23 protein-coding genes are annotated in these 24,113 nt (G+C 66.1%); 7 read left to right on the forward strand and 16 right to left on the reverse strand.

Annotation, left to right across the window (positions count from 1 at the left end; genetic code table 11):
* Positions 1 to 92: 92 nt before the first annotated feature.
* Both ACPTTF_RS30830 and ACPTTF_RS30835 read right to left on the reverse strand, forming a co-directional pair.
* Complete coding sequence (locus ACPTTF_RS30830) at positions 93 to 905, reverse strand: hypothetical protein (RefSeq protein WP_423369913.1); 813 nt, start codon at positions 903 to 905, stop codon at positions 93 to 95.
* A 217-nt stretch (positions 906 to 1,122) separates the two neighbouring features.
* Complete coding sequence (locus ACPTTF_RS30835; protein ID WP_423369476.1) at positions 1,123 to 1,938, reverse strand: DUF6597 domain-containing transcriptional factor; 816 nt, start codon at positions 1,936 to 1,938, stop codon at positions 1,123 to 1,125.
* A 123-nt stretch (positions 1,939 to 2,061) separates the two neighbouring features.
* Here ACPTTF_RS30835 and ACPTTF_RS30840 point away from each other — a divergent pair, with 123 nt between their 5' ends.
* A complete protein-coding gene (locus ACPTTF_RS30840; RefSeq protein ID WP_423369477.1) occupies positions 2,062 to 2,721 on the forward strand; it encodes a glutathione S-transferase family protein in 660 nt (219 codons plus the stop codon).
* Positions 2,722 to 2,766: 45 nt separating this feature from the next.
* On the opposite strand, the gene ACPTTF_RS30845 is transcribed toward ACPTTF_RS30840, so the two are convergent.
* The 10 genes from ACPTTF_RS30845 to ACPTTF_RS30890 all read right to left on the reverse strand — a co-directional run bounded on the left by ACPTTF_RS30845 (position 2,767) and on the right by ACPTTF_RS30890 (position 11,576).
* The gene (locus ACPTTF_RS30845; RefSeq protein WP_423369478.1) at positions 2,767 to 3,855 is read right to left on the reverse strand and encodes a porin; all 1,089 of its coding nucleotides are present in this window, start codon (positions 3,853 to 3,855) and stop codon (positions 2,767 to 2,769) included.
* Between the two features lie 194 nt (positions 3,856 to 4,049).
* A complete protein-coding gene (locus tag ACPTTF_RS30850) occupies positions 4,050 to 4,385 on the reverse strand; it encodes a Rieske (2Fe-2S) protein (RefSeq protein WP_423369479.1) in 336 nt (111 codons plus the stop codon).
* Between the two features lie 3 nt (positions 4,386 to 4,388).
* Complete coding sequence (locus ACPTTF_RS30855; RefSeq protein ID WP_423369480.1) at positions 4,389 to 4,700, reverse strand: YciI family protein; 312 nt, start codon at positions 4,698 to 4,700, stop codon at positions 4,389 to 4,391.
* 5 nt (positions 4,701 to 4,705) lie between these two features.
* On the reverse strand, positions 4,706 to 4,957 hold the full coding sequence (locus ACPTTF_RS30860) for a hypothetical protein (RefSeq protein ID WP_423391195.1): 252 nt from the start codon (positions 4,955 to 4,957) through the stop codon (positions 4,706 to 4,708).
* Positions 4,958 to 4,985: 28 nt separating this feature from the next.
* Complete coding sequence (locus ACPTTF_RS30865) at positions 4,986 to 6,053, reverse strand: maleylacetate reductase (RefSeq protein WP_423369482.1); 1,068 nt, start codon at positions 6,051 to 6,053, stop codon at positions 4,986 to 4,988.
* Between the two features lie 8 nt (positions 6,054 to 6,061).
* Positions 6,062 to 7,528, reverse strand: a complete 1,467-nt coding sequence (locus ACPTTF_RS30870) for an aldehyde dehydrogenase family protein (RefSeq protein WP_166955058.1) — start codon at positions 7,526 to 7,528, stop codon at positions 6,062 to 6,064.
* A 50-nt stretch (positions 7,529 to 7,578) separates the two neighbouring features.
* Positions 7,579 to 8,598, reverse strand: a complete 1,020-nt coding sequence (locus ACPTTF_RS30875; protein ID WP_423369483.1) for a hydroxyquinol 1,2-dioxygenase — start codon at positions 8,596 to 8,598, stop codon at positions 7,579 to 7,581.
* Between the two features lie 38 nt (positions 8,599 to 8,636).
* A complete protein-coding gene (locus ACPTTF_RS30880) occupies positions 8,637 to 9,131 on the reverse strand; it encodes a hydroxyquinol 1,2-dioxygenase (RefSeq protein WP_423369484.1) in 495 nt (164 codons plus the stop codon).
* A gap of 115 nt (positions 9,132 to 9,246) precedes the next feature.
* Entirely contained in the window at positions 9,247 to 10,176 is a 930-nt protein-coding gene (locus ACPTTF_RS30885; RefSeq protein ID WP_166955063.1) for a LysR family transcriptional regulator, read from the reverse strand.
* A 146-nt stretch (positions 10,177 to 10,322) separates the two neighbouring features.
* Complete coding sequence (locus ACPTTF_RS30890; protein ID WP_423369485.1) at positions 10,323 to 11,576, reverse strand: MFS transporter; 1,254 nt, start codon at positions 11,574 to 11,576, stop codon at positions 10,323 to 10,325.
* Between the two features lie 546 nt (positions 11,577 to 12,122).
* Between ACPTTF_RS30890 and ACPTTF_RS30895 the strand changes: the two genes are divergently transcribed.
* Positions 12,123 to 13,613 carry an aminotransferase class V-fold PLP-dependent enzyme gene (locus ACPTTF_RS30895; protein ID WP_423369486.1) on the forward strand — a complete coding sequence of 497 codons (1,491 nt, stop codon included), beginning with the start codon at positions 12,123 to 12,125 and terminating at the stop codon, positions 13,611 to 13,613.
* Positions 13,614 to 13,995: 382 nt separating this feature from the next.
* The gene (locus ACPTTF_RS30900; protein WP_423369487.1) at positions 13,996 to 14,316 is read left to right on the forward strand and encodes a hypothetical protein; all 321 of its coding nucleotides are present in this window, start codon (positions 13,996 to 13,998) and stop codon (positions 14,314 to 14,316) included.
* A gap of 16 nt (positions 14,317 to 14,332) precedes the next feature.
* On the opposite strand, the gene ACPTTF_RS30905 is transcribed toward ACPTTF_RS30900, so the two are convergent.
* A complete protein-coding gene (locus ACPTTF_RS30905) occupies positions 14,333 to 15,433 on the reverse strand; it encodes a DJ-1/PfpI family protein (protein ID WP_423369914.1) in 1,101 nt (366 codons plus the stop codon).
* 88 nt (positions 15,434 to 15,521) lie between these two features.
* Between ACPTTF_RS30905 and ACPTTF_RS30910 the strand changes: the two genes are divergently transcribed.
* Both ACPTTF_RS30910 and ACPTTF_RS30915 read left to right on the forward strand, forming a co-directional pair.
* Positions 15,522 to 16,532: a GlxA family transcriptional regulator gene (locus ACPTTF_RS30910; RefSeq protein ID WP_423369488.1), complete on the forward strand. Its 1,011-nt coding sequence runs from the start codon at positions 15,522 to 15,524 to the stop codon at positions 16,530 to 16,532.
* Positions 16,533 to 16,894: 362 nt separating this feature from the next.
* Positions 16,895 to 18,427: an amino acid permease gene (locus ACPTTF_RS30915; RefSeq protein WP_423369489.1), complete on the forward strand. Its 1,533-nt coding sequence runs from the start codon at positions 16,895 to 16,897 to the stop codon at positions 18,425 to 18,427.
* A 250-nt stretch (positions 18,428 to 18,677) separates the two neighbouring features.
* Here the strand turns inward: ACPTTF_RS30915 and ACPTTF_RS30920 are convergent, their stop codons facing one another.
* Complete coding sequence (locus ACPTTF_RS30920; protein ID WP_166955076.1) at positions 18,678 to 18,947, reverse strand: DUF4148 domain-containing protein; 270 nt, start codon at positions 18,945 to 18,947, stop codon at positions 18,678 to 18,680.
* A gap of 566 nt (positions 18,948 to 19,513) precedes the next feature.
* On the opposite strand from ACPTTF_RS30920, the gene ACPTTF_RS30925 reads away from it, so the two are divergent.
* Positions 19,514 to 20,596 carry a helix-turn-helix transcriptional regulator gene (locus tag ACPTTF_RS30925; RefSeq protein WP_423369490.1) on the forward strand — a complete coding sequence of 361 codons (1,083 nt, stop codon included), beginning with the start codon at positions 19,514 to 19,516 and terminating at the stop codon, positions 20,594 to 20,596.
* A 55-nt stretch (positions 20,597 to 20,651) separates the two neighbouring features.
* On the opposite strand, the gene ACPTTF_RS30930 is transcribed toward ACPTTF_RS30925, so the two are convergent.
* A complete protein-coding gene (locus ACPTTF_RS30930) occupies positions 20,652 to 21,431 on the reverse strand; it encodes an SDR family NAD(P)-dependent oxidoreductase (RefSeq protein ID WP_423369491.1) in 780 nt (259 codons plus the stop codon).
* Between the two features lie 33 nt (positions 21,432 to 21,464).
* Entirely contained in the window at positions 21,465 to 22,712 is a 1,248-nt protein-coding gene (locus ACPTTF_RS30935; protein WP_423369492.1) for a D-arabinono-1,4-lactone oxidase, read from the reverse strand.
* 396 nt (positions 22,713 to 23,108) lie between these two features.
* On the opposite strand from ACPTTF_RS30935, the gene ACPTTF_RS30940 reads away from it, so the two are divergent.
* Entirely contained in the window at positions 23,109 to 24,113 is a 1,005-nt protein-coding gene (locus tag ACPTTF_RS30940; RefSeq protein ID WP_423369493.1) for a helix-turn-helix domain-containing protein, read from the forward strand.

Here is a 24,113-nt window from a genome sequence, read left to right on the forward strand (position 1 = left end):
GTCGCGAGAACCGGCCCCTCTCAAGGCCGGGCGAAGCTGTGCGCATCTTACATGAGGGCCGGGGTGCCCTCGCTCCCCCCACGAGAAACCCGCTACTTCGACAACCGCAGCTTCTTCGACACCACGATGCCGCTCGACGGACTCACCAGCGAGATGTCATGGATATCCATGTGCAGCGTGGAGGTCCGCGTCGTAATGTCCGTCGGCTCCTCGATACTCGGATCGGCATGCTCGGTTTGTTCGGTCAGGTAAGGCCGTACCAGGCGCCCGGTAAAAACGAGTGCGTAGTCGCCATTCGCTCGGGCGTGCTCGGCGGGCGAAAGCCGCATGCGGCTGCGGATCGTGGTCTTTTTGCCTTGCCCGGACTCGAGTTCGATGATGTCGACGTGCTGGATATACCCTTTCGCCTTCGCTTCAGGTGCAATCACGAGCCCGCGCCCGCGTGGCCCCGTCGTGACCTTTCTGAGCAGGATGCCCGCCCGGTCGTCGCGCTCTGCGTCGAACAGGTCGACGTCCAGCGTCAACAGGTGCCGCCGTGACGAGTACCTCAACCCGTACCGCACCGGCACCACGAACGTCACGTCACGATCCAGATCGACGGCCGCCAGGTCGGGATTCGTGTCATGCCGGTCGGCAGCGCTGGAAACCAGGCCGCGAACCCGGTCGCGCAACGAAGGCGAGAGGGTACTGATGTGCAGCTTCTGCAGCGCATCCCGGATTGCAACCGGGTCGTCGCCGACAATCGGTCGTGCCGGTGACGTGTCGTGATTGACGGCCGACGCGATGCGCGTCGTACCTTCGACAGCCTCCGCCCCTGCATGCGCCGCGACTGGCGCCAGCATCATCGTCAGGGCGACGATGCACGCAAAGTTCGAACGACCCAATTTGGATTCCCGGTGAAACACGACGAACTCCTGATTTGCTTGCAGATCGATCAACGACGAGCACTATAGGGTGGAATGATCGGCAACGCACCCACCGTTTGAAGTTCACCGATGGCCGGCGCGCCCATCATAAGTTCATCGTCGGCCCGGCTGCAGGTCAATGGGCACACTACCGTGTTGCCCGGGCGACAACGACCGACAGGAAGCGAGCAGCAGCGCCCGCCAAGAATCCGCAAACTCACCCCTGCCCGTCCTCCCGCCGATACTCCGCCGGTGCCTTCCCCACCAGCTTCCGAAAGTCGCGCGTGAAGTGCGCCTGATCGAAATACCCCAACGCCTGAGCCAGCGCCGCGAGATCGACCGCCTCGCCGCCCGCGAGCTTGTCCGCGGCCTCGTGCAGGCGATAACGACAGATCACCCATTTGGGTGTCACCCCGACATGGTTGGAAAAGAGCTGCTGCAACGTGCGTTCGCTCAACCCCGCTCGCTCGGCCAGGTCCCGCACCTGCGTGAGCCCGATGTCCTGCTGCAGCATCTGCAAAATACGATGAATACGCTCGACCTGCGGATCGGCCGGCGGCAGCACCCGCAACAGCAGCGCCTCGGCCGCCGCCACCATTCCGGCATCATCCCCGGCGCCGAGCACGGCCTCTTCGGCTTGCGCATCGGCGCAGTCGAGCAGCGTCGACACCGGTAGCACCTTGTCGGTCATCAAATGCACCGGTTTGCCGAAAAACGCCCGAAACGCGCCCGGCCGGAACCGCAAACCGATCACCCTGCCGGCGCCGGCGAGCGTCGTCTCGAACGCGCCCGACACCACACCGAAGATCCCCGTCTGCCGCCGATCGAACACCACGTTCACGCACGGATACGGCAGTGTGCGCTGCACAAAAGGCGGCTGGTCGCGCAGATCCCATTCGACGATCCAGTGGTGATCCAGCACACCGGCCAGTTCGGCACGCGGGTGATAGCGATTGAGGCGGAAGCGCTGATTGATCGCTTTCGGGCCGACCACGCCTTTGGGCGTGTCGGTCACGTTACGCAGGTCGGCCATGGTCGGAAACCGTTGAGGTGATGGCGCGATGATGCACCGCCACAGCGGATTTTTCCAAGACGAGCGTGCGCAACCGTCCTACATTTGAATCCCTGCCCACGACCGCACCCACCGGAGCCCATCATGCCGCAAGACCGTCACCTGACCCTGTTCCACTCGCCGCGCAGCCGCTCGGCCGGCGCGCGGATGCTGCTCGAGGAACTGGGCGCCGACTATGAACTCCACGCGTTCGATCTCTCCACCGGAAAACACCACGAAGCCGAATATCTGCGCATCAATCCGCTGGGCAAGGTTCCAGCGTTGCGTCACGGCGACGTGATCGTCACCGAGCAGGCGGCCGTCTACATGTATGCGGCGGAGCTGTATCCGGAAGCCGGCCTGTCGCCGGCGCCGGGCGATTCACTTCGCGGCCCCTATCTGAGCTGGATGACGTTCTATGGCTCGTGCCTCGAGCCGGCCATCGTCGACCGATCGATGAATCGCCCGCCCGCGGCCTACTCGACATCGCCCTACGGCGACTTCGATACCGTCGTCAACGCAATCGATGCGCAACTGGCCAAGGGGCCTTACCTGCTGGGCGAGCGCTTTACCGCAGTGGATGTGCTGTGGGGCTCGGCGCTGAACTGGACCACGATGTTCAAGCTGGTGCCCGAGACGCCGCGCATTCGCGCCTATATCGATCGCGTGCTTGCGCGCCCGGCGATCCAGCGCGCGCAGGCGGCAGATGCGGCACTGGCGGCGGAACAGGACAAGGCCAAAGAAGCAGCCGCAGCGGCGAGCTAGCCCATTGGCGGGCTGATCTTGACATCGGATCCGCCCGCCACCTCGTCAAAACACCGTATGCAACCCCACCCGCGCCACCGTCTGGCTCGCTGAACTCGACGCCCCGTTCGGATCCAGCACGCCGTTGACCTGCGCATTCGCGCCGCGGTTCGCGCGCTGATAATCGGCCGACACATAAACCATCGTCCGCTTCGAAAACAGGTACTGCAGCGCAACACTGACCTGATGCGCGTGGTTGTCGTTCACCGCTTCGTTGCCCTTCATGTACATGTACTTCGCACCCAGCACGACATCCGGCCTGATGTGCCACAACCCGCCGGTTTCCGCCATCCACACGCCGGCATCGTTGAACGCGTTGTGCACGGTGGTCACCAGCGCACTCGCGGTCACGACACCGAAGTCGTAGTGCATCCCGACACCCCAGTTGCGCACGCTGGTGGACGGCACGCCAGGCGCGGGACCGTACTTCTCGTTCGTGTAGGCCGCACCGACACCGAACGGCCCCATCTCGTAGTTCACCCCGGCGCTGACCGCGTTGTCCGCGCCGACCGAGCCCGCCACTCCGCCGAACGCATACATCACGCCACCGGAAAACCCCGCGACCGTCGGCGAACTGTACTTGACGGAATTCGCGATCGGCTTGCTGCCTGCCGTGCGATCCCAATCGAACGCGCCGGTCGGATTACCGGGAAGCGCGAGACGCTGGAACGGGCCATTGCGAAAGCCGTACAGCCCCGAGATATCCCGCGAGATTGCATTGCCCTTTGAAAAGAGCGAATCGACCATGAAGTCGTACTGATTGCCCAGCGTGATGCTGCCGAACCGGTTGCTTTCGAGGCCCACATACGCGTTGCGTCCGAATATCCCCGTCCCGACGATACTGCCGTTCGCCATCGAGAACTGGTTCACGAGCGCGAACGTCGCGCGATACCCGCCGCCGAGGTCTTCCGTCCCGCGCAAGCCGAAGAGATTGGGCGCGAAGATGCCGTCGTCGAACTTGACGTTCTTGCCGCCGCCCTCGTTGCTGACATAAGAGACGCCGGCGTCGATCAGACCGAACATCGTCACGCTGCTCTGCGCCCATGCGCCCTGCGCCACGGCAAGCATCACCACTGCTCCAAACCTGAGTTTCATTCCGTCTCCGTCTTTTTTATGAAAATGCGAGGCCGCCACCCGCTACGTGGCGGGTGCTCGCTTGGTACTTCACAAGAAATCACCTTCATTCAGGCTGATGCAGCGGCGCCCGAAACACGATTAGTTTTACTGATTGATAAATTCGACGATCGCCGCATCAACCGGCCCCGCTCGTAATGATCGAATCGCTCGAATCAAGCGCCGCGACAGATGACCCACGCAGCGGCATCCACCTCGACAGTCACGGCCTCCAGCGCCGATCCCGAGCAAGGCCCATCGATACACACGCCATCGTCGAACCGGAACAGCGCGCTGTGATGGGCACACATCAATACCTGCGACCGGTAACAGGACACGCTGCCCGGCACGAAATCAAGCGGCACCGAGAAGTGCGGGCACCGATTCACATAGGCCCACACCTGCTCGCCGCGTCTCACGACGATCACCGGACGTCCGATGCAGGCCTCGTCGACGACCCGCGCGCCGCCGTCGGGCACATCGGAAAAGCGGCAGAGTTGTCGTGCTTCCATGTCTCACACCCTCTGCTCGGGGTTGCCGAGACTCCAGTCCCACGGCCGCACTTCCACGTGCGAAAACAACCCTTCCTTCACGTACGGATCGTTGCCGACGAACTGCATCACGGCATGAATGTCGTCCGCCTCCACGACGAGCAGCGTTCCATTCATCGCGTCGCCGTGCGGGTCCAGCGTCGGGCCGCCGAGCCGCACGACCACACCGTGCTGGTCTACCGAACGCAGATAGGTTCGATGAATCGGCCGCACGCGGTCGCGCACGTCGCGCATGCCCGGCTGGTCCGTCGCAAACACCGCGAAAAATCGCGCCATGGCGGTCAGCTCCGGTCTAGGGCGAACGCGTGAAAATGCGGTTCGAGGCGCCGCATCCGCACGCTCACACTCACACTCGCACTCGCACTCGCACTCGCACTCGGGCTCGGGCTCGGGCTCGGGCTCGGGCTCGGGCTCAGGCTCGGGCTCAGGCTCGGGCTCAGGCTCGTGTTCAGGCCCGAGCCCGGCATACCCTCGAAGCCAGCGGCAATCTGCCCGGTCAACCAGGCATCACCGTCATGGTGGTCATGGCTCATGTCTGTCTCCATTGACGCGTCGAGCCGCTCATTGCGGCGCGCGCCCTTCCCATGCGTGCTGAAGCAGCGTGCGAATCGCCGTGCGTTCGATCGGCCGCGGATTCGCATACGGGTTGCGACAGGCGAGGTCGGCCGCTTCGTCGAGACCGCTCTCCGGCATCCCGATTTCGGCGAGCGCCGGCGCGATGCCGAGCCGCGCGTTCAGCGCGAACAGCAGCGGGCCGGCTTCGGCTGCATCGTTCCCGCCCAATGCGCGCGCCACGCGGCGCAGCGCATCGGGCGCGGCGGCATGGTTGTAGTGCGCGGTGTGCGGCAGCATCGCCGCATGCGTCTGCGCGTGCGGCAGGTTGAAGGTGCCGCCGAGCGTGTGGCACAGCTTGTGGTGCAGCGCCATGCCGACCGCGCCCAGGCAAGTTCCGGCGAGCCACGCGCCGTACAGCGCGCGGCTGCGCATCGCACGGTGCTCCGGATCGCGCACGATCACGGGCAGCGCTTCACCGAGTGCGCGGATCGATTCTTCCGCCATCAGGCTGATCACCGGGTTCGCGTCTTCCGCGTAGAGCGCCTCGACCGCATGCGCCATTGCATTGATACCCGAGGCCGCCGAAATGTCCGGCGGCAGCGACACCGTCAGCGACGGATCGTAGAGCACCGTACGCGGCAGCACACGCGCGTCGCGCCCGGTGCGCTTCAGCCGGCCTTCCGTGAGCCCGAAGATCGGTGTCATCTCCGAGCCGGCGTACGTCGTCGGCACGGCCAGGATCGGCAACACCGACTCGAGCGCAATGGCCTTGCCCAGCCCGATCGTCGAGCCGCCGCCGATCGCGACGCAGCAGTCCGCGTCCAGCTCGCCGGCCATCTCGCGAGCCGCATGCGCGACCTCGACCGGCACGTGCATGACCGCCTGCGCACAGATGCCGGCCGCACGCTCGCCCAGGATCGCCGCCACGCGCTCGGCGAGCGGCCGCTGCTCGGGCGTGCACAGGATGAGCGCGCGGCGGGCGCCGAGCGTCGACAACTCGTCCGGCAGCCTGGCGAGTGCGCCCCATTCGAACACCACACGGGAAGGGGTGCCCTGATAGACGAAGCGATCCATGGAAAACCTCAGCGCTTGAAATGCGGCGGCACGTTGCCGTCGACGTTGACCCACACCGACCGCGCTTCGGTGTAGTCGTGCATGGCCTCGAAGCCCATCTCGCGGCCGTAGCCCGACTTGCCGACGCCACCGAACGGGCTGCCCGGATTGACGCGCTTGTAGCAGTTGATCCAGCACATGCCCGCGTCGATCTTCGATGCCATCCGGTGTGCACGCGAGAGATCCTTCGTCCAGAGGCCGCTGCCCAGCCCGTATTCCGTTGCGTTGGCAATGGCCAGCGCTTCGTCGTCGCTGCCGAAGCGCAGCACCGTGACGAACGGGCCGAACACTTCCTCCTGCGCGACGCGATCGGCCGCGCTCTTCGCCTCGATGACCGTCGGGCGCACGTAATAGCCGTTCGCGAGCGCCGGATCCTGCGGCGCGCTGCCGCCCGTCAGAACACGGCCGCCCTGCTCGCGCGCGACATCGACGAACGACAGCACGCGCTCGAGGTGCTGCTTCGAGGTCAGCGGCCCCATCTCGGTATCGGCGTCGAGCGGGTTGCCGATGCGGATCGACGACGCGAGCGCGACGAATCGCTCGAGGAACGCATCCGCGATGCGCTCGTGCAGCACGAGACGCGAGCCGGCGATGCACGCCTGCCCCTGGTTGTGGAAGATCGCCCATGCGGCGCCGTTGATGGCCGCGTCGAGGTCGGCATCGTCGAACACGATGTTGGCGCCCTTGCCGCCCAGTTCGAGCTGCACGCGCTTCAGGTTGCCCTGCGACGCCTCGACGATCCGGCGGCCGGTGGCCGTCGACCCCGTGAACGCGATCTTGCCGACGCCCGGATGTTCCGCGAGCCGCTGGCCGGCCGTATGCCCGTAGCCGGGGACGATATTGACGACACCGGCGGGGAACCCGACCTCGGCCATCAGTTCGACGATGCGCAACGTCGACAGCGGCGTGATTTCCGACGGCTTGAGCACCACGGTGTTGCCGGCGGCGAGCGCCGGGCCCATCTTCCAGCTCGTGAACATCAGCGGAAAATTCCACGGCACGATCTGGCCGACGACGCCGATCGGCGCGCGCTGCACGTAGTTCAGGAAGCCGGTTTCGACGGGAATCACCGAGCCTTGCAGCTTGTCGGCCATGCCGCCGAAGTAGCGGAAGCAGGCGGCCGTGCGCGGCACGTCGAGCGCACGCGAATCGCGGATCGGGTGGCCGGTGTCCAGCGACTCGAGCTGCGCCAGCTCCTCCGTGTTGGCCTCGATCGCGTCGGCGAGGCGCAGCAGCAACCGGCCGCGCTCGGCGGCCGGCAGGGCCGACCATTTGGGGAATGCACGCGTAGCGGCTTCGACGGCGAGATCGACATCCGCCGCGGTGGCTGCCGCGATCTTCGTGATGACGGAGCCGTCGTGCGGGTTCAGCACGTCGATCGTGCCGCGGTCGACGGCGTCAACGAAGCGCCCGTCGATGAAGAGTTGGGTTTGCATGAATCGTCCTCGGTGTAGGGCTGAAGCTGAAGCAGTCGCTGACGCGCCGCTCAGAACGCGATCGGATACGGCGCGAGCTCGCCGCTCTCGTAGCGTTGCGGCAGGTCCGGCGTCGCGTTTTCCCAGACGAGCAGCATCGACCGCTTCGTGGAATAACCCTGATGCCGGATGTCGGCGGGCATCGCGCAGATATCGCCGGCGCGCATCGTGACGCGTGCGCGCGGTGCGCCGGTGTTCTTGTCGCCGATGTCCCACACGATTTCGTCGGACAGTTGCAGGAACCATTCGACGCGGTCATTGCCATGGAACACCGGCAGGATGAATTCCTCGGTGGTCGGGCAGAACAGGCTGCGCCCGCACACCGACGTGACCGACGGATTCCACGTCACGTCCGAGCGCGACAGGTACTTGAACAGGTTGAACGCGTGCAGTTCGCCTTCGAAACCCGGCTCGACATGCACTTCCGGTTCGTCCTGCGCGACGTCGAGGAACGCGCGGTTGACCGGCAGCTCGTTGCGCAGCGGCGAGTCGCCTTCGAGGCCCGGCATGCGGCGCGTGGCGATGCGCGTGCGCTCGATCGCCGCGCCGTTCTCGCCGTGCTTGCGCCCGAACGCCGTGCCCGTTTCCTGCGGCGCCGCGAACGGATCGAAGCCTTCGTTCGTCCAGTCGTGCAGCATCGCCTTGAAGGTCGCCATGATCGTGGGCGTTTCAAAGGTCTCGGTGTAGTCGACCCCGGCGTCCTTCAGGATGCCGTTGAAGGTGCCTGCATACATGTCGACCTTGCCGTAGTGATTGCGCGTGCCGAACACGTGGTCGAAATTCACCCAGCCGTAGAAGAAGCCCCATGCGACGTCGCGCATCATCGCGCGCAAGAACGCGTCCGCCGGCATCGCATGCGTGCGCATCTGGCCTTTCGCGGGCCAGCTGATCTTCACGAAATATTCATCGCGCTGGAATTCGAATTCGCCGAGCTGGAAGCGGCGGTAGCCGGTGACGGCATCGGCGTCGGTCGATCGCACCAGATCGGCGGCAAAGCCCGTGGAAAGGTCGAGGGTGTCGAGGGTGGCCATAACGTGTCTCCTGGAAGTGTCGAATGAGGTCGGTCGAATCAGTGCAGGCAGATCTCGGCCCACTTCTCCACGGACAGCTCGCCAAGGACGGTCTGCACGAGCGCGACGCCCGGCTGGCTCGCGGTGAAGCGGTAGGCACTGCCGGCCGGCAGCAGCGCCTGATGGCCCTTGCACAGCACGACGTACCCCATCTTTCGGCCTGCCGGCTGAGCGCCGGCGCTCACGGTGCCGCGCCCCGATTTCGGCGGCGTATCGAGCTTGATGAATTCGATCCGGACTTCGCCATCCATCTGGATCACGAACTCGTCGTGTGCGCAGGCGAACCACGGCGACTGGCCGTCGGTCCTCAGCACTTCGATCACGTATTCGAGATTCTTGCCGGCGACGACCTTTTCATAAGGGGCCGACTTCGATGCGACCTCGAACACGTTCGAGAACGCGTAGTGCTGCGCGCTGCCGCTGGTGATTTCGATCTCGCCCTTCCGGTAACTGTCGAGCGAGCCAAAGACGGTGTGGAATGCCGTGTCGGTCATTGCTGTCTCCTGAGTTGAACTGCTTGTTGGATTCAACTCTAGGGGCAACGAACAGCAGCAACAAGGCAACGGACGGCGATTACGGCATTTGCGTTTCGCGAATAATCCGCGCGGTTCAACGCACCCAGCCGCGCGCCAGAAGGGGAACATCCCACGGGGATTCGTCGCCGATATAGTCCGCGAGGAATTCGACCAGCGCCTTCACCTTCAGCGCCTGTCGCTGCGTTGCGGGATAAACGGCGGCAAAACTCAGCGGCGCGAGCTGATAGTCGGTCAGGATCGGGACCAGGCGGCCCGCGACTAGCGCGTCGCTCGCCACGAGCGTGGGCAGGCAAACGACGCCGCCACCGGTCAGCGCGTACTCACGCAGCAGGTGCACGGAGTTCGAGCGGATCATTCCCGGCAGCTCCATTTCGACGACCTCGTCGCCGCGCGTCATCGTCCAGCGGTTGCGCGACGGATAGCCCGAATACAGCGCGGTCGTATGCTGCAGCAGGTCGCGCGGATGTTGTGGCGCACCATGCGCGTCGAGGTAGGCGGGCGACGCGCAGAAGAGGCGCCTGACGGTGAACAGCCGCCGTTCGATCAGCGACTCGGAGATCGGCGGAAAGATCTGGAACGCGATGTCGAACCCTTCCTCGACAGGGTCCACGACACGGTCATTGACGATCACGTCGAGCTGGATGCCCGGGTAGCGCCGGTTGAATTCCATCAGCGGCGCGCCGAAGTGATCGAGCGCGAAACCGGGCAGCATCTGGATGCGCAGCCGCCCGGTGGGCGTGGCGCGAAGCTCGCGCATCTGGTCCGTCAACTCGTTGACGCGCCCCACCACCTCCGCGCACTCGCGATAAAACGCCTCGCCCACTTCCGACAGGCGCACGTGGCGGGTGCTGCGATGGAACAGCGGCGCGTTGACGAACTTCTCGAGCTGCTGGATGCGGTTCGTCACGACCGAGCTGGTCACGCCGAGCTGCCGCGCCGCCTCGGCGAAGCTGCTCGCCTCCGCCACCCTGACGAATGCCTCGATGCTCAGAAACCGGTCCATGCCGCGCCCTTTTTCGACAGCGAAACCGGCAGTCTACCCGTGCGAATGTCGGGCTGTGTCATGCGGAAGGCGTCACTGTGTCATCCAATCGATGTCAATCGCCGATCGCACCGCGCGCCGCCTGCGCCGCCCTGCCCGCGCAGGCCTTACCGTGATTGCTCGCCGGCCGCCAGTTCCGGTTGCACGGCCACGCGACGCTGCAGCACGGCCGGCGCGGTTTCCTTCAGCAGCAGGCTGACCAGGATGCCCAGCACGACCGCGCCCATCGGCAGCCACAGAATGTTCTGGATGCCAAAGTGTGCAGCGACGTAGCCGCCCATCGCCGGCGCGATGCCGCCGCCGAAGATCTCGCCGACGCCGACCACCACGCCGATCGACGTCGACACGAGCCCGACGGGCGCGGCCTCCGTCGCCACCGGGCCGGACAGCAGCGACACCAGGCCGAGCGTGAAGAACGACGCGACGAACAGGACCCCGAACAGCGCGAACGGCTGCGGGCCGAGGCCGCGGAAAAGATAGAGCATCACGGCCGTCCCCGTGAAGCCGACGATGCTTGCGAGGCGGCGCCCGACCAGGTCGGACAGGCCCGGCAACCCGAACTGCCCGAGAAAGCCGCCGAAGCCGATCGCCGACACGACGAGGCCCATCTTCTGCGTGCCGAGCGCCAGGTAATCGGTCAGGTACAGCGGCAGCAGTGCGCCGAGCACGAATACGCCCGTCATCGCGCAGCACAGTGCGGCCATCGCCACGAGGATGTTGCGGCTCCTGAGCACATGGCCGAGCGACGCCGGAGCATGCTCCGACGCGACGGCCTTCGTCACCTTCGGCTCACGGATGACGAAGAACATGAGCGCGCCGAGGATCAGGCCGGGAACGGCCACGAGTGCAAAGACCCAGCGCCACGACACGAAACCGAGCAGCTGCGTCGCGATGATCGGCGACAGCGCGAGCCCGAACAGCGCGAAGCCGCTTTGCTGCAGGCCGAGGTTCAGCCCGCGCCGCCGCGGATGCGACGCGTCGGCCGTCGCGGCAAAGCTCGTCGGGCAGAACGAGCCCTCCGCGACACCCATCAGGCCGCGAATCGCGATCAGGCCGAGCAGCCCGCCCGCGAGCCCCGAGAAGCCCGACAGCAGCGAGAACGCGATGATGGCCGGAATCAGCACCTTCCTGCGGCCGATCTTGTCGGAGATGCCGCCCATCAGCGCCGCGAAGATGCCCCACGACAGGCCGAGCACGCCGATGCAGTTGCCGACGTCCTGCGCGGTCAGGTTGAGGTCCTTCATGATCGAAGGGAACAGCGGCGCGATCAGCCAGCGGTCGAGGCCGACCAGCCCGAAGCCGAGCGCCAGCAGCGTGACCGCCTTCCACTCATAGGAGGTATCCCACTCGTTTGCTTTCATTTCCGTCTCCGTGGACACAGGTTCGCCTGCGCGCGCCGGAGCGCCTGCGCATGAGCCAGGTCCGATGTCTTTTGTGTGCGACGCGAATCGCGAGGAAGTGCCGGCCGCCGTTCCGGTGCGACGCGTTGAGTTCAATCAGCCGACGCCACCACGATAGGTGGAACACCGTCGGTCGGGTATGGAACAACCGGCGAACGCGTCATTCGCGAAACGCAAATAATCGGGGGCGGTGCCGGGAAGGGGCGGCGCGCAGGCGCGGCGCGAACGGCCGCGGCGTTGAAGTGGCGTTCACGCACGTTGCTCGGGGGGATTCCCTCATAGACAGGGGCGATTCCCGCCCCCGCGCTGCATCCGCAGCGGGCCTGGCCCCGCGTTCGTGGGCGGCTGCGCCCTGCCGGACTCGCATGGAAACAATTTCCCCCATTCCACATATGAAGAAAACGTTATTCCATATAAAGCGGTATCAGCGACCAACTTTGGATCCTTTTTCCCTCCTGCCCCCCGTATCATTTCTCCCATTCTGAAAGAACAGAGCAAGAGACGGACATGAGCCAACCCACCACGCTGCACTACCTCGACTACGCGGCCACGACGCCCGCCGATCCCCGCGTGATCGAAGCGATGACGGCCTGCCTCGGCTTCGACGGCATCTTCGGCAATCCCGCATCGAGCTCGCACGCCGCCGGCCGGCTGGCGAAAGACAAGGTCGAGCAGGCACGCGCGCAAGTCGCCGCGCTGATCGGCGCGGATGCCGACGAGATCGTCTGGACGTCGGGGGCCACCGAATCGAACAACCTCGCGCTGAAGGGTTATGCGGAAAACGCAACCGACCAGCGCCACCTGCTCACGAGCCGCATCGAGCACAAGGCCATTCTCGACACGATGGCGAACCTGTCGAAGCACGGCATGTCGGTCACGTTCCTGACACCCACGCGCGACGGCGAGATCACCGCCGACGCCGTCGCTGCCGCCATCGGCCCCGATACGGGCCTCGTGTCGCTGATGCTCGTGAACAACGAGCTCGGCACACTGACCGACATCGGCGCCATCTCCCGCGTCGTGCATGCCGCAGGCGCGCTGCTCCACGTCGACGCCGCGCAGGCGCTCGGCAAGACGCCGATCGACGTGCGCGCGCTCGGCATCGACATGCTGTCGATGTCCGCGCACAAGGTGTACGGCCCGAAGGGCATCGGCGCGCTGTTCGTCCGCCGCGACATCGCGGCCCGGATCGCGCCTCAGATTCACGGCGGCGGGCACGAGCGCGGCCTGCGCTCGGGCACGCTCGCGACGCATCAGATCGTCGGCATGGGCGTGGCATGCGAACTGGCCGCGGAAAAACTCGACGGCGAAGCCGCACGGATCGCGGCACTCGCCGCGCGCCTGACGAGCGCGCTGGCCGCGCTCGGCGATGTCACGCAGAACGCGGCCACGGCGCGCCGCATCCCGCATACGCTGAGCCTGACGGTCAATGCGCCTGGCTTCTTCCCGTTCATGCTCGACGAAGCGCTTGCCGTGTCGTCGACCTCCGCGTGCAACTCGGCCAGCGGTGCACCGTCGCACGTGCTGACCGCGATGGGCCTCGATGCGGAAACGGCGGGCCGCACCGTGCGCGTGAGCTTCGGCCGCTTTACGACGGAGCAGGACGTCGAGTTCGCGATCGCCTGTTTCCGCCAGGCGATCGAGCAGTGTCGCGCGACGGCCGCGAGCGGGTTTTCCGCTTCGCGGCAGATCACGGCGGCCGACCTGAAGGCGATCCGCAATGCCGGCTTCCGCTCGGTGATCTGCAACCGTCCCGACGGCGAAGGCGTCGACCAGCCGGCGTTCGACGAGATCGCCGCGGCGGCCCGCGAACTGGGCCTCGAAGCGCGCTATCTGCCGGTCGAGCGCGACCGCATCGGCGATGCGGAAGTCGATGCATTCGGTGCGCTGATCGATACACTGCCAAAGCCGGTGCTCGCGTACTGCGGAAGCGGCAGCCGGGCCGGCATGCTGTGGAATCGTCTGTCCGCCCGGCGCACGGCCCCGGTCTCGGCCTGAACCCGCGCACCGCCGCGTGATGCGGCACCGCCCCGCGTTCGCGTGCGAAGCTGAAGCGTCGATGCTTCGATGCTTCGATGCGCTGCCGGGCGGTGGCGTCGAGAACGTCAGCAGTGCAGATTCACCCGGATCGAGCTCAACGCGACTCCCGTCGCGCATCCTGAATCCCCACGCCGCGACTTCACCGCCAGGAAAGCGGCACACGATCAGGCTTCGATCGGGCAAGCCCGGGTGCCGGTGAAATCCGGCACAATGGCCGTCGTGTCCGTCCCCCGAAACCCCAATGCCCTGCCCGTCACATTCCCGCGCGTGGAAGCGCGCCGACGCTGACGCACCTTCTGCCGACAGCCCGTGCAACCGGCGGCGGGCCAGCCGGGCCACCGTGCTGCTGCTTGCCGCGAGCGTCGCTGCGTGTGACGCGACGCCGGTACCGGACCGGCTCTCGGACCTCGACGCGACCTACGCGATGCAGGAGCGATTCGGCCTCGGCGACGTCATGGTGTTTCTCGGGTCCTGCATCGGCGCCAAGAACCCGACTTACCCGGGCCAGGCCGCCTGCACCGTGGCCATCCGCTCGAACGGCCACGGGTCGGAAACGCAGGCCGATTTTCACTGGAACGGGAAGAAATGGGTGGCCGAGCCCACCGAGTCGCGAGACCTCCTGCCCTATCCCGATCCCGAGCTCGCAGGGTTGGTGAAGTAAGCGCGCACGACGCCCGCTACTCCGGATACTCCAGTTGCAGTGCGACCCAGCCCGATGTCGCGTTGCCATAGCGTGCCGCGATGTCTCCGAGCACACCCGGCAGCACCGACTCGCCACGCCGCCCGGCCGGCATCGTCACGCGCGCGTGACGGACATTCGCCGGCTGCGCCAGCAGCCGCAGCCCGTGCCTCGACTCGATCACGCGCGCGTCTGCCGTCGCGACGACGTCACTGCGCCAGGTCCGCGCCCATGCGTCGGCGGTCAATGCAACCGGAAGCTCGTCAAACCCGCCTTCGACCGGAAGATCGAACGTCTCGTGCCGCCAGAACGCGAGGCGGTTCGTCAACGCGACCGCGACCGAACGCGCAGTCAACGCGAACCGGCTACCGTCGTGAACGTCGCCCCATGCCTGCGCGCCGATGCTCCGCGCAGTCTCGCGCGCCGCTGCCGGCCCGGCCAGCGCACTCACCAATGCCAGCGAAGCGGGAATCGACGCCGACACGCCGGTCGTCGTCATGACGTCGCGGTCCATCACATAGCGGCGATCGTCGACCCACGTCGTCCCGGTAAAGCGGCGACGCAGGCCGTCGCGCGAATACCAGTGGGACGTCGCCGTGCGATGCTGAAGCAGGCCTGCGTTCGCGAGGACTTCCGCGCCATCGCAGATCGCCACCATCGTCGCGCCGGCAATGGCCTGCTTGCGCAACCACGCCAGCACCGCCGGCCGGTCGGCGCGATGCAGCGCGGGTACGATCACGACATCCGCCCCGGCGGGAACGGTCGCGTCGAAGCGGTCGAAGGTCGTGTCGGCCAGCATGCGCAGCGCGGGCATCAGTTCGACCTCGCCTGCGTCGGCCGACACGGCGACGACATCGGCCACACCGGACGTCTTCAGAATCGCGTACGGAACGATGAAATCGGTCGTCTCCGTTCCAGCGTTGTCCGCGACGATCGCCACGAGCGGCCGCGCGCGGCCCGCCTTCGGCGCGCCGATCGTCAGCGCGCCTGCGACCGGCAGTGCGTCCTCCGCCATCGCCGGTGCCGGCCGCCCCACCACACACGCGCCCAGCATCGCACACACGAACAGCACTGCCCCGCCTGTCTTCCGTACCCGCATCATTCACCCGCATCAGTCGATTGCACGTCCGGAAAATTACAAGGATCATGCTCGCGGTCACAAGGACAACTCCACCGCACTTTCCGCCATGTCCCAGTCAACCTGTTCGGCACGCGACGTCGTTGTCGTCGGCTTCGAAGGCGTCCAGTCGCTCGACATCACGGGCCCGATGGAAGTGTTCGCGGTCGCGAACCGCCACCTTCCCGTCCACGCGGTGCCGTACCGGCTCACGCTCGCGTCGCAACACGGGGGCGACATCGTCACGCACGCGGGCCTGCGCCTTGCCGGTACGGCCGCGCTGGCGGCACTGCCGGGACGGATCGACACGATCGTCGTCGCCGGCGGCGATGAAGCGGCGCTGCGACACGCCGCGTCGGAAGCCGGCGTGCTGCCGTGGCTGCGCGCACGCATCGCCAACACGCGGCGAATCGCGAGCATCTGCACGGGGGCGTTCGTGCTCGCCGCGGGCGGATGGCTGGACGGCAAGCGCGCGACCACGCACTGGAACCAGTGTTCGACGCTGCAGGCGCTCTGCCCCGACGCGCGGATCGAACCGGACGCGATCTACGTGAGCGATCCGCCATTTCATACGTCGGCCGGCGTGACGGCCGGCATCGATCTGTGTCTTGCACTCGTCGAGGCGGACTGCGGTGCGCCGACCGCGCTCGCGGTCGCACGCGAACTCGTGCTGTTCGTGCACCGTCCCGGCGGACAGGCACAGTTCAGCGTCGGGCTCGATATCCAGGCCAACGCGACGCCGCGCATGCGGACGCTGCTCACCGGGATCGCCGACGATCCGACCGGCGATCTCGGCGTCGCCACGCTGGCCGCACGGATGCACATGAGCGAACGCACGTTTGCACGCAACTTCCTCAAGGAAACCGGGCGATCGCCCGCGCAGTTCGTCCTGGCAGCACGCGTCGAGCGCGCGAAGGCGCTGCTCGAGCGGGCCGACTGGCCGCTCGAACGCATCGCCGAGCGGTCAGGGTTCGGCAGCGTCGACGCGTTGCAGCGCGCGTTCGCGAAGCAGGTCGGCGTTTCGCCGCGCGACTATCGCGCACGCTTCGGCGTGCAACCCGACAGGCCGCGGATCGCGTAGGCCGCCAACCGGCCGACCACGCAGACGGATCGCCCGCCGTTGACGCAACCCGCCGCCACGCGGGCTCGCGTGTCACCGTTCGCGTGTCACCGTTCGCGCTTCCCGCGACCGCCGCCGCCCCCAGCCCGCCGCCCACCGCCCACCGCCCTCGAATGGTGCATCCCTCCGGATTTTCACTACGTTGCCGAAATCTGATAGAGCCGGGAGATTTGATTTCATACCGTTCACGCATCGGACTGGAAAGCGATTGCCGCTCGACCCCGGCATCGCGAGCCGCCGACGAATCCCAGGAGCGGGCCGGATTGCACGGCCCGGGCGGCGATGACGGTCCTGCCACGCAGGACATTCGTGACGGAGCGACCATGGATGCAAAATTCCAGCCTGATTCAGGCACCGACAGTGACGTAAGCCTGCTGCACAAGATGGGCTATGCGCAGGAACTGTCGAGACGTATGAGCGGTTTCTCGAACTTCGCCGTGTCGTTTTCGGTGATCTGCATCCTGTCGGGCGGCATTACCGCGTTCCAGCTCGCGTTTTCCGCCACCGGCGGCGCGTCGGTCGGCCTCGGCTGGCCATTGGGCTCGCTGTTCGCACTGATCGTCGCCGTGTCGATGTCGCAAATCGCGTCCGCGTTTCCGACGGCCGGCGGCCTCTATCACTGGGGCGCGATCCTCGGCGGCAAGAAGTGGGGGTGGATGACGGCGTGGCTCAACCTGATCGGGCTCATCTTCGTGATCGCCGCGATCAATTTCGGCACCTACGACCCGTTCTTCAAGACGCTGATCGCGCCGATGTTCGGTGTCAGTCCGGACAGCCTGACCTGGTGGCACCAGACAGGGTTCATCGCGTTCATCACGATCTCGCAGGCGATCCTGAATGCACGCGGCATCAGGATCGCGAGCAAGATCACCGACCTGTCGGGCTACCTGATTTTCGTGGTGACGATCGCGCTGGTGGTGTCGCTGCTCTACTACTCGCCGGTCGCGTTCGATGTGCATCGGCTGGTGACGTTCACCAACTTCACCGGCGTCGATGGCGGTGCATGGCCGAAGCAGGCCACGCCGCTCGCGTTCCTGTCCGGCCTGCTGCTCGTGACCTACACGATCACCGGCTTCGATGCTTCCGCCCACACGTCCGAAGAGACGCATGACGCGGCCAGGAACGTGCCGCGCGGCATCATCGGCTCGGTGTTCTGGTCCGCGGTGTTCGGCTACGTGATGGTGTGCGCGTTCGTGCTGGTGATGCCCGACCTGACCGCCGGCATGAAGCAGGGCACGGGCTTCTTCGAAGCGATCCTCGCGCCGATTCCGAAGACGCTGCGCGTCAGCCTGGAACTCGCGATGTTCTTCATCAACTACGTGTGCGGGCTCGCCGCGATCATGTCGACATCGCGGATGGTGTACGCATTCGCACGCGACGGCGGCCTGCCGGCGTCGAAGCTGCTGCGCAGCGTAAGTCCGGCCCACCGGACGCCCGGGCCCGCGATCTGGACGTGTGCGGTGCTCGCGATCGTCGTCACGCTGTACGGCGACGCGTTCTCGGTGCTGAGCGCCGGCAGCGCGGTGTTCCTGTTCATCTCGTATGCGATGCCGATCGGCTCCGGGATGCTGGCCGAAGGCCGTACGTGGACCGACAAGGGCCCGTTTCAACTGGGGATCTGGTCGAAGCCGTGTGCGTTGCTCGCGCTGGTCGGCGCCTGTGTGCTCGCGTATGTCGGCATCCAGCCGCCGAACGAAAAGGTGCTGTACGTGCTGGTCGGCTTCGTGGTGGTGCTGATGGTGATCTGGTACGGCTTCGGCGTGCGCAACTCGTTCGCGGGGCCGCCGGTGCTGAAGGACACGCGCAATCTCGATCGCATCCGCGAACTCGAGGCGAACGTCGATCCGTCTGTCTGAAGCATCATCAGGCACACTGAAAAACCGACTCGCTGGCTCGATGCCGCGAGTCGGTTTCTTTCGACATCGATGCGGAACGACCTCGATCCGGCACTCCAACGCTTCTGGCCGTCGATCACTCGCCTGACGGCCATGGCCGTGATCGTCGCGAGGGTCGCATTGCCGCTCACAAAAGTCCTCGCATGCAACCCCGGCACCAACCACGCGGCCACCGATGGTCCGGGCGGCCGCGCCGGTTCGTCACACGCCCCTATTGCCCGCCGCCGTAGAACTGATTCATCCGCTCGAGCTCGCCCGACTTCCGCGCGCGCATCAGTTCCTCCTTCACCTGAGCGCGCGTGATCACTGCGGGGCCGCCCGCCTGCGACCCGGCACTGGGCATGGAGCCTACTGCGGTGGCGCTGATCGCGGCATCCGAGGGTGTGCCGGGGCTCTCGTCGGCTCCGCCGTCCGCACGGGCAAGCCCCGCCGCACCCAGCACGCACACGGCGGCCAGCGCCGCCTTATAAACCGTCTTCATCGTGGCACCTCATATGAAAAGACATTGCGACTCGTACGCGGGAACGGAGCCGGGATCCGGCCGTCCGCGCGATTCGACACACCTCGCCGATGCGACAACGTCGGCCCTGACGGCATGCGCCGCGCCTCGCGAATCGCGAGCATTCCACTGCGTCGCGCCAGCCATCGTCGGCTTCGCACGTTCGAGGTTCCATCGAGCGACCTTCGCGTCCTCCAGTGACTTCCCCCGGGCCAGCGCATTCGCATCCGAATACGCGATATTGCCTCGCTGCGGCCTCGTGCATGCGTTTGCCTGCGCATCGTGCCGCAACGCGGATCGAACGTGCCTGCAGCGCTCCCGCGACTGGGCGGATCTCGCGCTTCGAGCCACTGCGCACCAGGCAGGGCAACCAGCAGGAATGGATTAATGATAGAAATCAGCCCGCCGGTTTAACGCCCCCTGACGAGGGGGCAATTGTGGAATTCGTCGACTTGCCGACCTAGACTGGACACCGTAGGCGCAAGGCTCGGGCGGCCCGCGTTGCGCCGCCGTCGCATGCAAGCCCGTCGCAGGTCAAGGGATGCACCATGTCCGACAAATATGTCGCGCTAGCGGGCCACATCCGGCGACTGTGTTCGTTTGGCATCGAACCGCGCCTCGTCATTCCTCATGTGGTTGAAGCGACGCGGCGCATCGTGGGCGCCGATTGGGGCATGTTCTTCTATACCGACGAGCACTACGCCGTGTCGGACGTATACAGCGAAAACGACGCCGTCTATCAAGTCCTGCCCACCTACTTTGCCGACGTCCACAACACCGAAAAACAGGAAGTGCTCGGCGTCACGTTCTCCGATGCGATGCGCCGCGGCCGCGGATTCGAAAACAGCGCCCGTTACGACGCAGCGCTGCTGGAAAGTGCAATGTATGCGGAGCTGTGGCGGCCGGTCGGGATGCGACATTGTCTCGAGTTGACGGCGACCGATGGCACCCGTGGCTGGGGAAGCCTGAAATTGTGCCGTGCGCCCGGCAGTCGCCCGTTCTCGGAAAAGAACCATCGGGACATCGCGCCCTTCGCGCGACATATCGCGCATGCGCTTTCGTGCCCGAACCATCAGCCACTGCGCGAAGCGGAAGGCAGCCAGTCGGCGATCATGGTCATCGACAACACCGGGAAGCTCCTGCTGCAGAGCGAGGACAGCACCAGAATGCTGGCGCTCGCATCCGGCGAACCGCTTGCGTTCTATCGTCGCGACTGCTTTCCGAACTGGCTTGCGCCGCTGCTGACGAATGTCAATCGCATCTGGTGCGGCCTCCCGGTGGCACCCGCCACAATGGAACGCCGCAATGCGGCCGGCCGCTTCCAGTTCAAGGCGTATCGCTTTGCGCACGCGAGCGCAATGCACTGCGAACAGGCGATCGTGATCTACATCGAGCATTTCCTCCCGCACGAACTGGAAATCGAACGTCTCGGTTTCGAGTTCGGTCTGACGGAACGGCAACGGCAGCTCTGCTCGTTACTCGTCCTCGGCCACTCGCAAACCGCAATAGCGCGCTGCCTCGCGCTGCGCGACAGCACCGTCGTCGATCACGTACGAAAGATCTACCGCAAGCTCAACGTCCACAACCACGACGAATTGCGCAGCGTCTTTCGCCTTGGCCAGCACGATTAGCGTCGCATGTCGCGTAGCTTCGAAACCGAACCCGCGAGCCCGGGAACCTCGCAGATCAGACGGCGGAAAAGCAGTTGTCGACGAACAGATGGGTGCCGTTGACGAAACTCGACTCGTCGGAAGCAAGGAACAGCGCGGCCGCCGCGACTTCCGACGGCTCGCACAGCCGGCCTTGCTGAATCGCGATCGCCGCTTCGGTCGCATCGACACCCATCGCCTGCAGATCCTTGAGTTCGCGCATCCCGTGCGGCGTGCGGATGAACCCCGGCGCGAGCGCGTTGCAACGAATGCCGCGATCGCGATACTCGACCGCAATCGCCCGCGCGAACATGTGGCAAGCGCCCTTGGTCGCGTCGTACAGCACCTCGCCCGGCGTCGCGCAGACCGCGGAAATCGACGACGTGCAGACGATGCTGCCGCGCCCCTTTTCCAGCATCTGCGGCAGCACCGCCTGCGTCATCAGGAACATGCTCTTCACGTTCACGCCCATCAGCCAGTCCCATTCCGACTCCTCGATGTCGAGGAACGGTTTGACGATCAGCGTGCCGGCATGATTGAACAGGATGTCCGCGTTGCCGTACTGCTGCCGCGCCGCGTCGACGGCCTGCCGCACCTCCGCCTGCTTCGACACGTCGGCGCCGAGGCCGATCGCCTGCAGGCCCGCATCGCGCAGCCGGGACGCGAGCGTTTCGGCTGCGTCGCCGTCGCGGTCGATGATCGCGACCTTCGCGCCCTGCGCGGCGAACAGTTCGGACGCCGCGCCGCCGCAGCCGCCGGCGCCGCCGCTCACGATGGCGACCTTGCCGGCCAGGCGGCCGTCAATCTTGACATTCATGTGTCGTTCTCCAGTCTGGTTCGTTCGGTCTGCTTAACTGAACAGCGTCCGCAGGTGATCGTTGAGGAAATAACCTTCTGGGTCCACACTGCGGCGCAATGCGCGGAACGCTTCGGCCTTGGGGAACCAGCGGTCCACGTCGTCACGGTTCGTGAAATGCAGCTTGCCCCAGTGCGGACGCGAGCCGTAGTCGCGCAGGATCGTGTCGACGTCCTTCAGGAACGGCCAGTAGTCGACGCCGTTCGGGCCGCCCGAGCATGAAATGGTGACGCTGTCCTGGTGGTTGAACGGGCTGATCCACGCCGGATCGCCCTTCGTGAAGCGGTACTCGACCGGGAAAATGCAGTCGCGGTGTTTCGCGAGGATGAGGTCGCGCACCCGGCGCAGTGCCTCCTTGCCGTGTTGCGCGGGCACCGCGTACTCGAGTTCGTGGAAGTTCGGCACGTAGTGGATCGCGTACACCTCGGAGCTGTACGCGATCTTCTCGTGCTCGCCTTCGTAGAATGTGCGTTCGTCGGTGACGTCCATCACCTTGATCTCGCACACGTCGTAGTCCTTCTTCGAGTTCGACACCTTGCCGGTGTCGGGCAGGCAGTAGAGATCGCGGCTGGCGGACGTCGGGCACCAGAAGAAGCCGAAATGCCGATGCTTCGCGGCCAGCTCGTCGTACTGCTCCATCAACGCTTCGAAGTCCTCGCGCCACACGCGGTCGTGCAGCCAAAACGCATCGGTCACCTGCAGCGTCAGCTCCGACACCACGCCGAACATCCCGATGTTCACCTGGGTCGCGTGCAGCAGGTCGAGGTCCTGCCGGTCGCTCACTGTCATGATCGAGCCGTCGGGCCGCACGATGCGCATCCCGACGACCTGCGACGACAGGTTGGCGAGCGTCGTCCCGGTGCCGTGCGTGCCGGTGGCGAGCGCGCCGGCGATCGCCTGCGAATCGATGTCGCCCTGGTTGACGAGCGACAGGCCGACCTCCTTCAGGTGGCGCGTCACCGCATTCAGTTTGGTGCCGGCCTTCACCGTCACGCGCTTGCGGCCCTGATCGACATCGACGATGCCTTGGTAATCCTGCAGCGACAGCAGCAGCCCGCTCGTCGCGACGACGGGCGTAAACGAGTGCCCCGACCCCGAGCACCGGACATGCTTGCCTTGCCGCGTCGCGGTGTGCACCAGCTCCGCGATCTCGGCCTCGCTGGCCGGCGACGCCAGGTGCGCGGCCACGCACGACTGATTGCCGACCCAGTTTCTCCAGAATCCGCCACGGGGAAGTTCCATCAACGTCTCTCCAGATAGGCACCACGGTGCGTTGTCGGCATGGCTCGGCGGGTTCGCGGATGGCGGATGGCGGATGGCGGATGGCGGATGGCCGCCCCACCGCCCCACCGCCCTGCCGAGCCGCTCGGTAAAACACGACGCGCGCGGGTACGCCTCTTTCAGGTCCGCTCAGGCGCCCGGCAGCGCGCGCATGCCGGCGGGCGGCTGGTCCTCGTTCGCGTGCCGGGGGACGTCCCCGGGCGCCCGGCCGTTGCATCGTATTCATGCCAAAGGTAGGGTGCCGAAACGCTTTCCACTATCGGATTTCGGCAAGCGAGGGTTTCCACGAGGCGGCGCTTTTTGACCGGCCCGCCGTGCGGCTACAATGACCCGACCCGGCCCGCCCCTCCTGCCCCGATGACGCCGTCTGCCCACCCGAGCGATTTCTCTGGCGCCCCGCTGTTCGCGCGAACGGTGGCGTTCTGCGCGTTCACCGACGTGGAGGAACAGGCGCGCTCGTTCGAAGGCTGGGACCTGAATTACACGCAGATCTCGGGCGGCCTGTTTCATGGCTCGTCGTCGATCGTGTCGCTGGGCGGCATCAAGCTGCTGGTCGAGGATCTCGACAAGGTCATCCTGCAGCGCGGCGCGGTGCCGTCGGACCGGATCGCCGTGGCCGTGCCGCTGGAGCTGGAAGGCCATGCGCGCATGTGCGGCGAGAAGAGCGGGCGCGACAGCCTGCACGTGTTCTCGAGCCTGCCGGAATTCGAGTTCTACTCGCCCGACCGGCACCTGCTCGTGAACGTCGAAATCGAACCCGGCAAGCTGTCGACCGAGGCGATGCGCACGGTTGCCGCGTCGCTGCGCGCACGCCCCCTCGCGCCGCTGATTCCGATGGCCACCTATGTCGCGGACAACCTGCGCGACCTGCTGCGCCGGACGCTGGCCGCCGCGGCGAAAAGTACCGCCATCGCAGACGTGACGACACAGGACCGGATCGAACTGCTGGAGCGCACCGTGCTGTACGCGATCTCCGAGGTGCTGACGGCCACCGCGCCAGAGGCCGGCGCGCAAGCCGCGCGCCCGACGAAGTACTGGTCGCTCGTCAACGCCGTGCAGGAGCGGCTGCAGGATGCGTCGACCTGCCCGCTGTCGATCGCCGAACTGTGCGTGCAGCTCGGCATCAGCCGGCGTACCGCACAGTACGCGTTCCACGACGCGCTCAACCTGAATCCCATCGCGTACCTGCGAGCCGTCCGCCTGAATCACGCACGCCGCGAGCTGCGGCTCGGCGAATCCGTGACGTCCGCCGCCACCAAATGGGGCTTCTGGCACCTGAGCAGCTTCGCGCAGGACTATCGCGCGATGTTCGGCGAATTGCCGTCGGCCACGGCTCGACGCTACGCGCGCCACGCAATCTGA

The organism is Burkholderia crassaminum, from assembly GCF_964265005.1.
Classification (GTDB): domain Bacteria; phylum Pseudomonadota; class Gammaproteobacteria; order Burkholderiales; family Burkholderiaceae; genus Burkholderia.

Coding starts and splice junctions, on each gene's coding strand:
- ACPTTF_RS30850 (WP_423369479.1), bottom strand. CDS start 4,385: ATGGAAGCACGACAACTCTGCCGCTTTTCCGATGTGCCCGACGGCGGC.
- ACPTTF_RS30920 (WP_166955076.1), bottom strand. CDS start 18,947: ATGAAGACGGTTTATAAGGCGGCGCTGGCCGCCGTGTGCGTGCTGGGT.
- ACPTTF_RS30880 (WP_423369484.1), bottom strand. CDS start 9,131: ATGACCGACACGGCATTCCACACCGTCTTTGGCTCGCTCGACAGTTAC.
- ACPTTF_RS30915 (WP_423369489.1), top strand. CDS start 16,895: ATGGATGCAAAATTCCAGCCTGATTCAGGCACCGACAGTGACGTAAGC.
- ACPTTF_RS30925 (WP_423369490.1), top strand. CDS start 19,514: ATGTCCGACAAATATGTCGCGCTAGCGGGCCACATCCGGCGACTGTGT.
- ACPTTF_RS30870 (WP_166955058.1), bottom strand. CDS start 7,528: ATGCAAACCCAACTCTTCATCGACGGGCGCTTCGTTGACGCCGTCGAC.
- ACPTTF_RS30860 (WP_423391195.1), bottom strand. CDS start 4,957: ATGAGCCATGACCACCATGACGGTGATGCCTGGTTGACCGGGCAGATT.
- ACPTTF_RS30890 (WP_423369485.1), bottom strand. CDS start 11,576: ATGAAAGCAAACGAGTGGGATACCTCCTATGAGTGGAAGGCGGTCACG.
- ACPTTF_RS30855 (WP_423369480.1), bottom strand. CDS start 4,700: ATGGCGCGATTTTTCGCGGTGTTTGCGACGGACCAGCCGGGCATGCGC.
- ACPTTF_RS30940 (WP_423369493.1), top strand. CDS start 23,109: ATGACGCCGTCTGCCCACCCGAGCGATTTCTCTGGCGCCCCGCTGTTC.
- ACPTTF_RS30905 (WP_423369914.1), bottom strand. CDS start 15,433: ATGCGGGTACGGAAGACAGGCGGGGCAGTGCTGTTCGTGTGTGCGATG.
- ACPTTF_RS30865 (WP_423369482.1), bottom strand. CDS start 6,053: ATGGATCGCTTCGTCTATCAGGGCACCCCTTCCCGTGTGGTGTTCGAA.
- ACPTTF_RS30910 (WP_423369488.1), top strand. CDS start 15,522: ATGTCCCAGTCAACCTGTTCGGCACGCGACGTCGTTGTCGTCGGCTTC.
- ACPTTF_RS30935 (WP_423369492.1), bottom strand. CDS start 22,712: ATGGAACTTCCCCGTGGCGGATTCTGGAGAAACTGGGTCGGCAATCAG.
- ACPTTF_RS30845 (WP_423369478.1), bottom strand. CDS start 3,855: ATGAAACTCAGGTTTGGAGCAGTGGTGATGCTTGCCGTGGCGCAGGGC.
- ACPTTF_RS30895 (WP_423369486.1), top strand. CDS start 12,123: ATGAGCCAACCCACCACGCTGCACTACCTCGACTACGCGGCCACGACG.
- ACPTTF_RS30930 (WP_423369491.1), bottom strand. CDS start 21,431: ATGAATGTCAAGATTGACGGCCGCCTGGCCGGCAAGGTCGCCATCGTG.
- ACPTTF_RS30875 (WP_423369483.1), bottom strand. CDS start 8,598: ATGGCCACCCTCGACACCCTCGACCTTTCCACGGGCTTTGCCGCCGAT.
- ACPTTF_RS30840 (WP_423369477.1), top strand. CDS start 2,062: ATGCCGCAAGACCGTCACCTGACCCTGTTCCACTCGCCGCGCAGCCGC.
- ACPTTF_RS30835 (WP_423369476.1), bottom strand. CDS start 1,938: ATGGCCGACCTGCGTAACGTGACCGACACGCCCAAAGGCGTGGTCGGC.
- ACPTTF_RS30885 (WP_166955063.1), bottom strand. CDS start 10,176: ATGGACCGGTTTCTGAGCATCGAGGCATTCGTCAGGGTGGCGGAGGCG.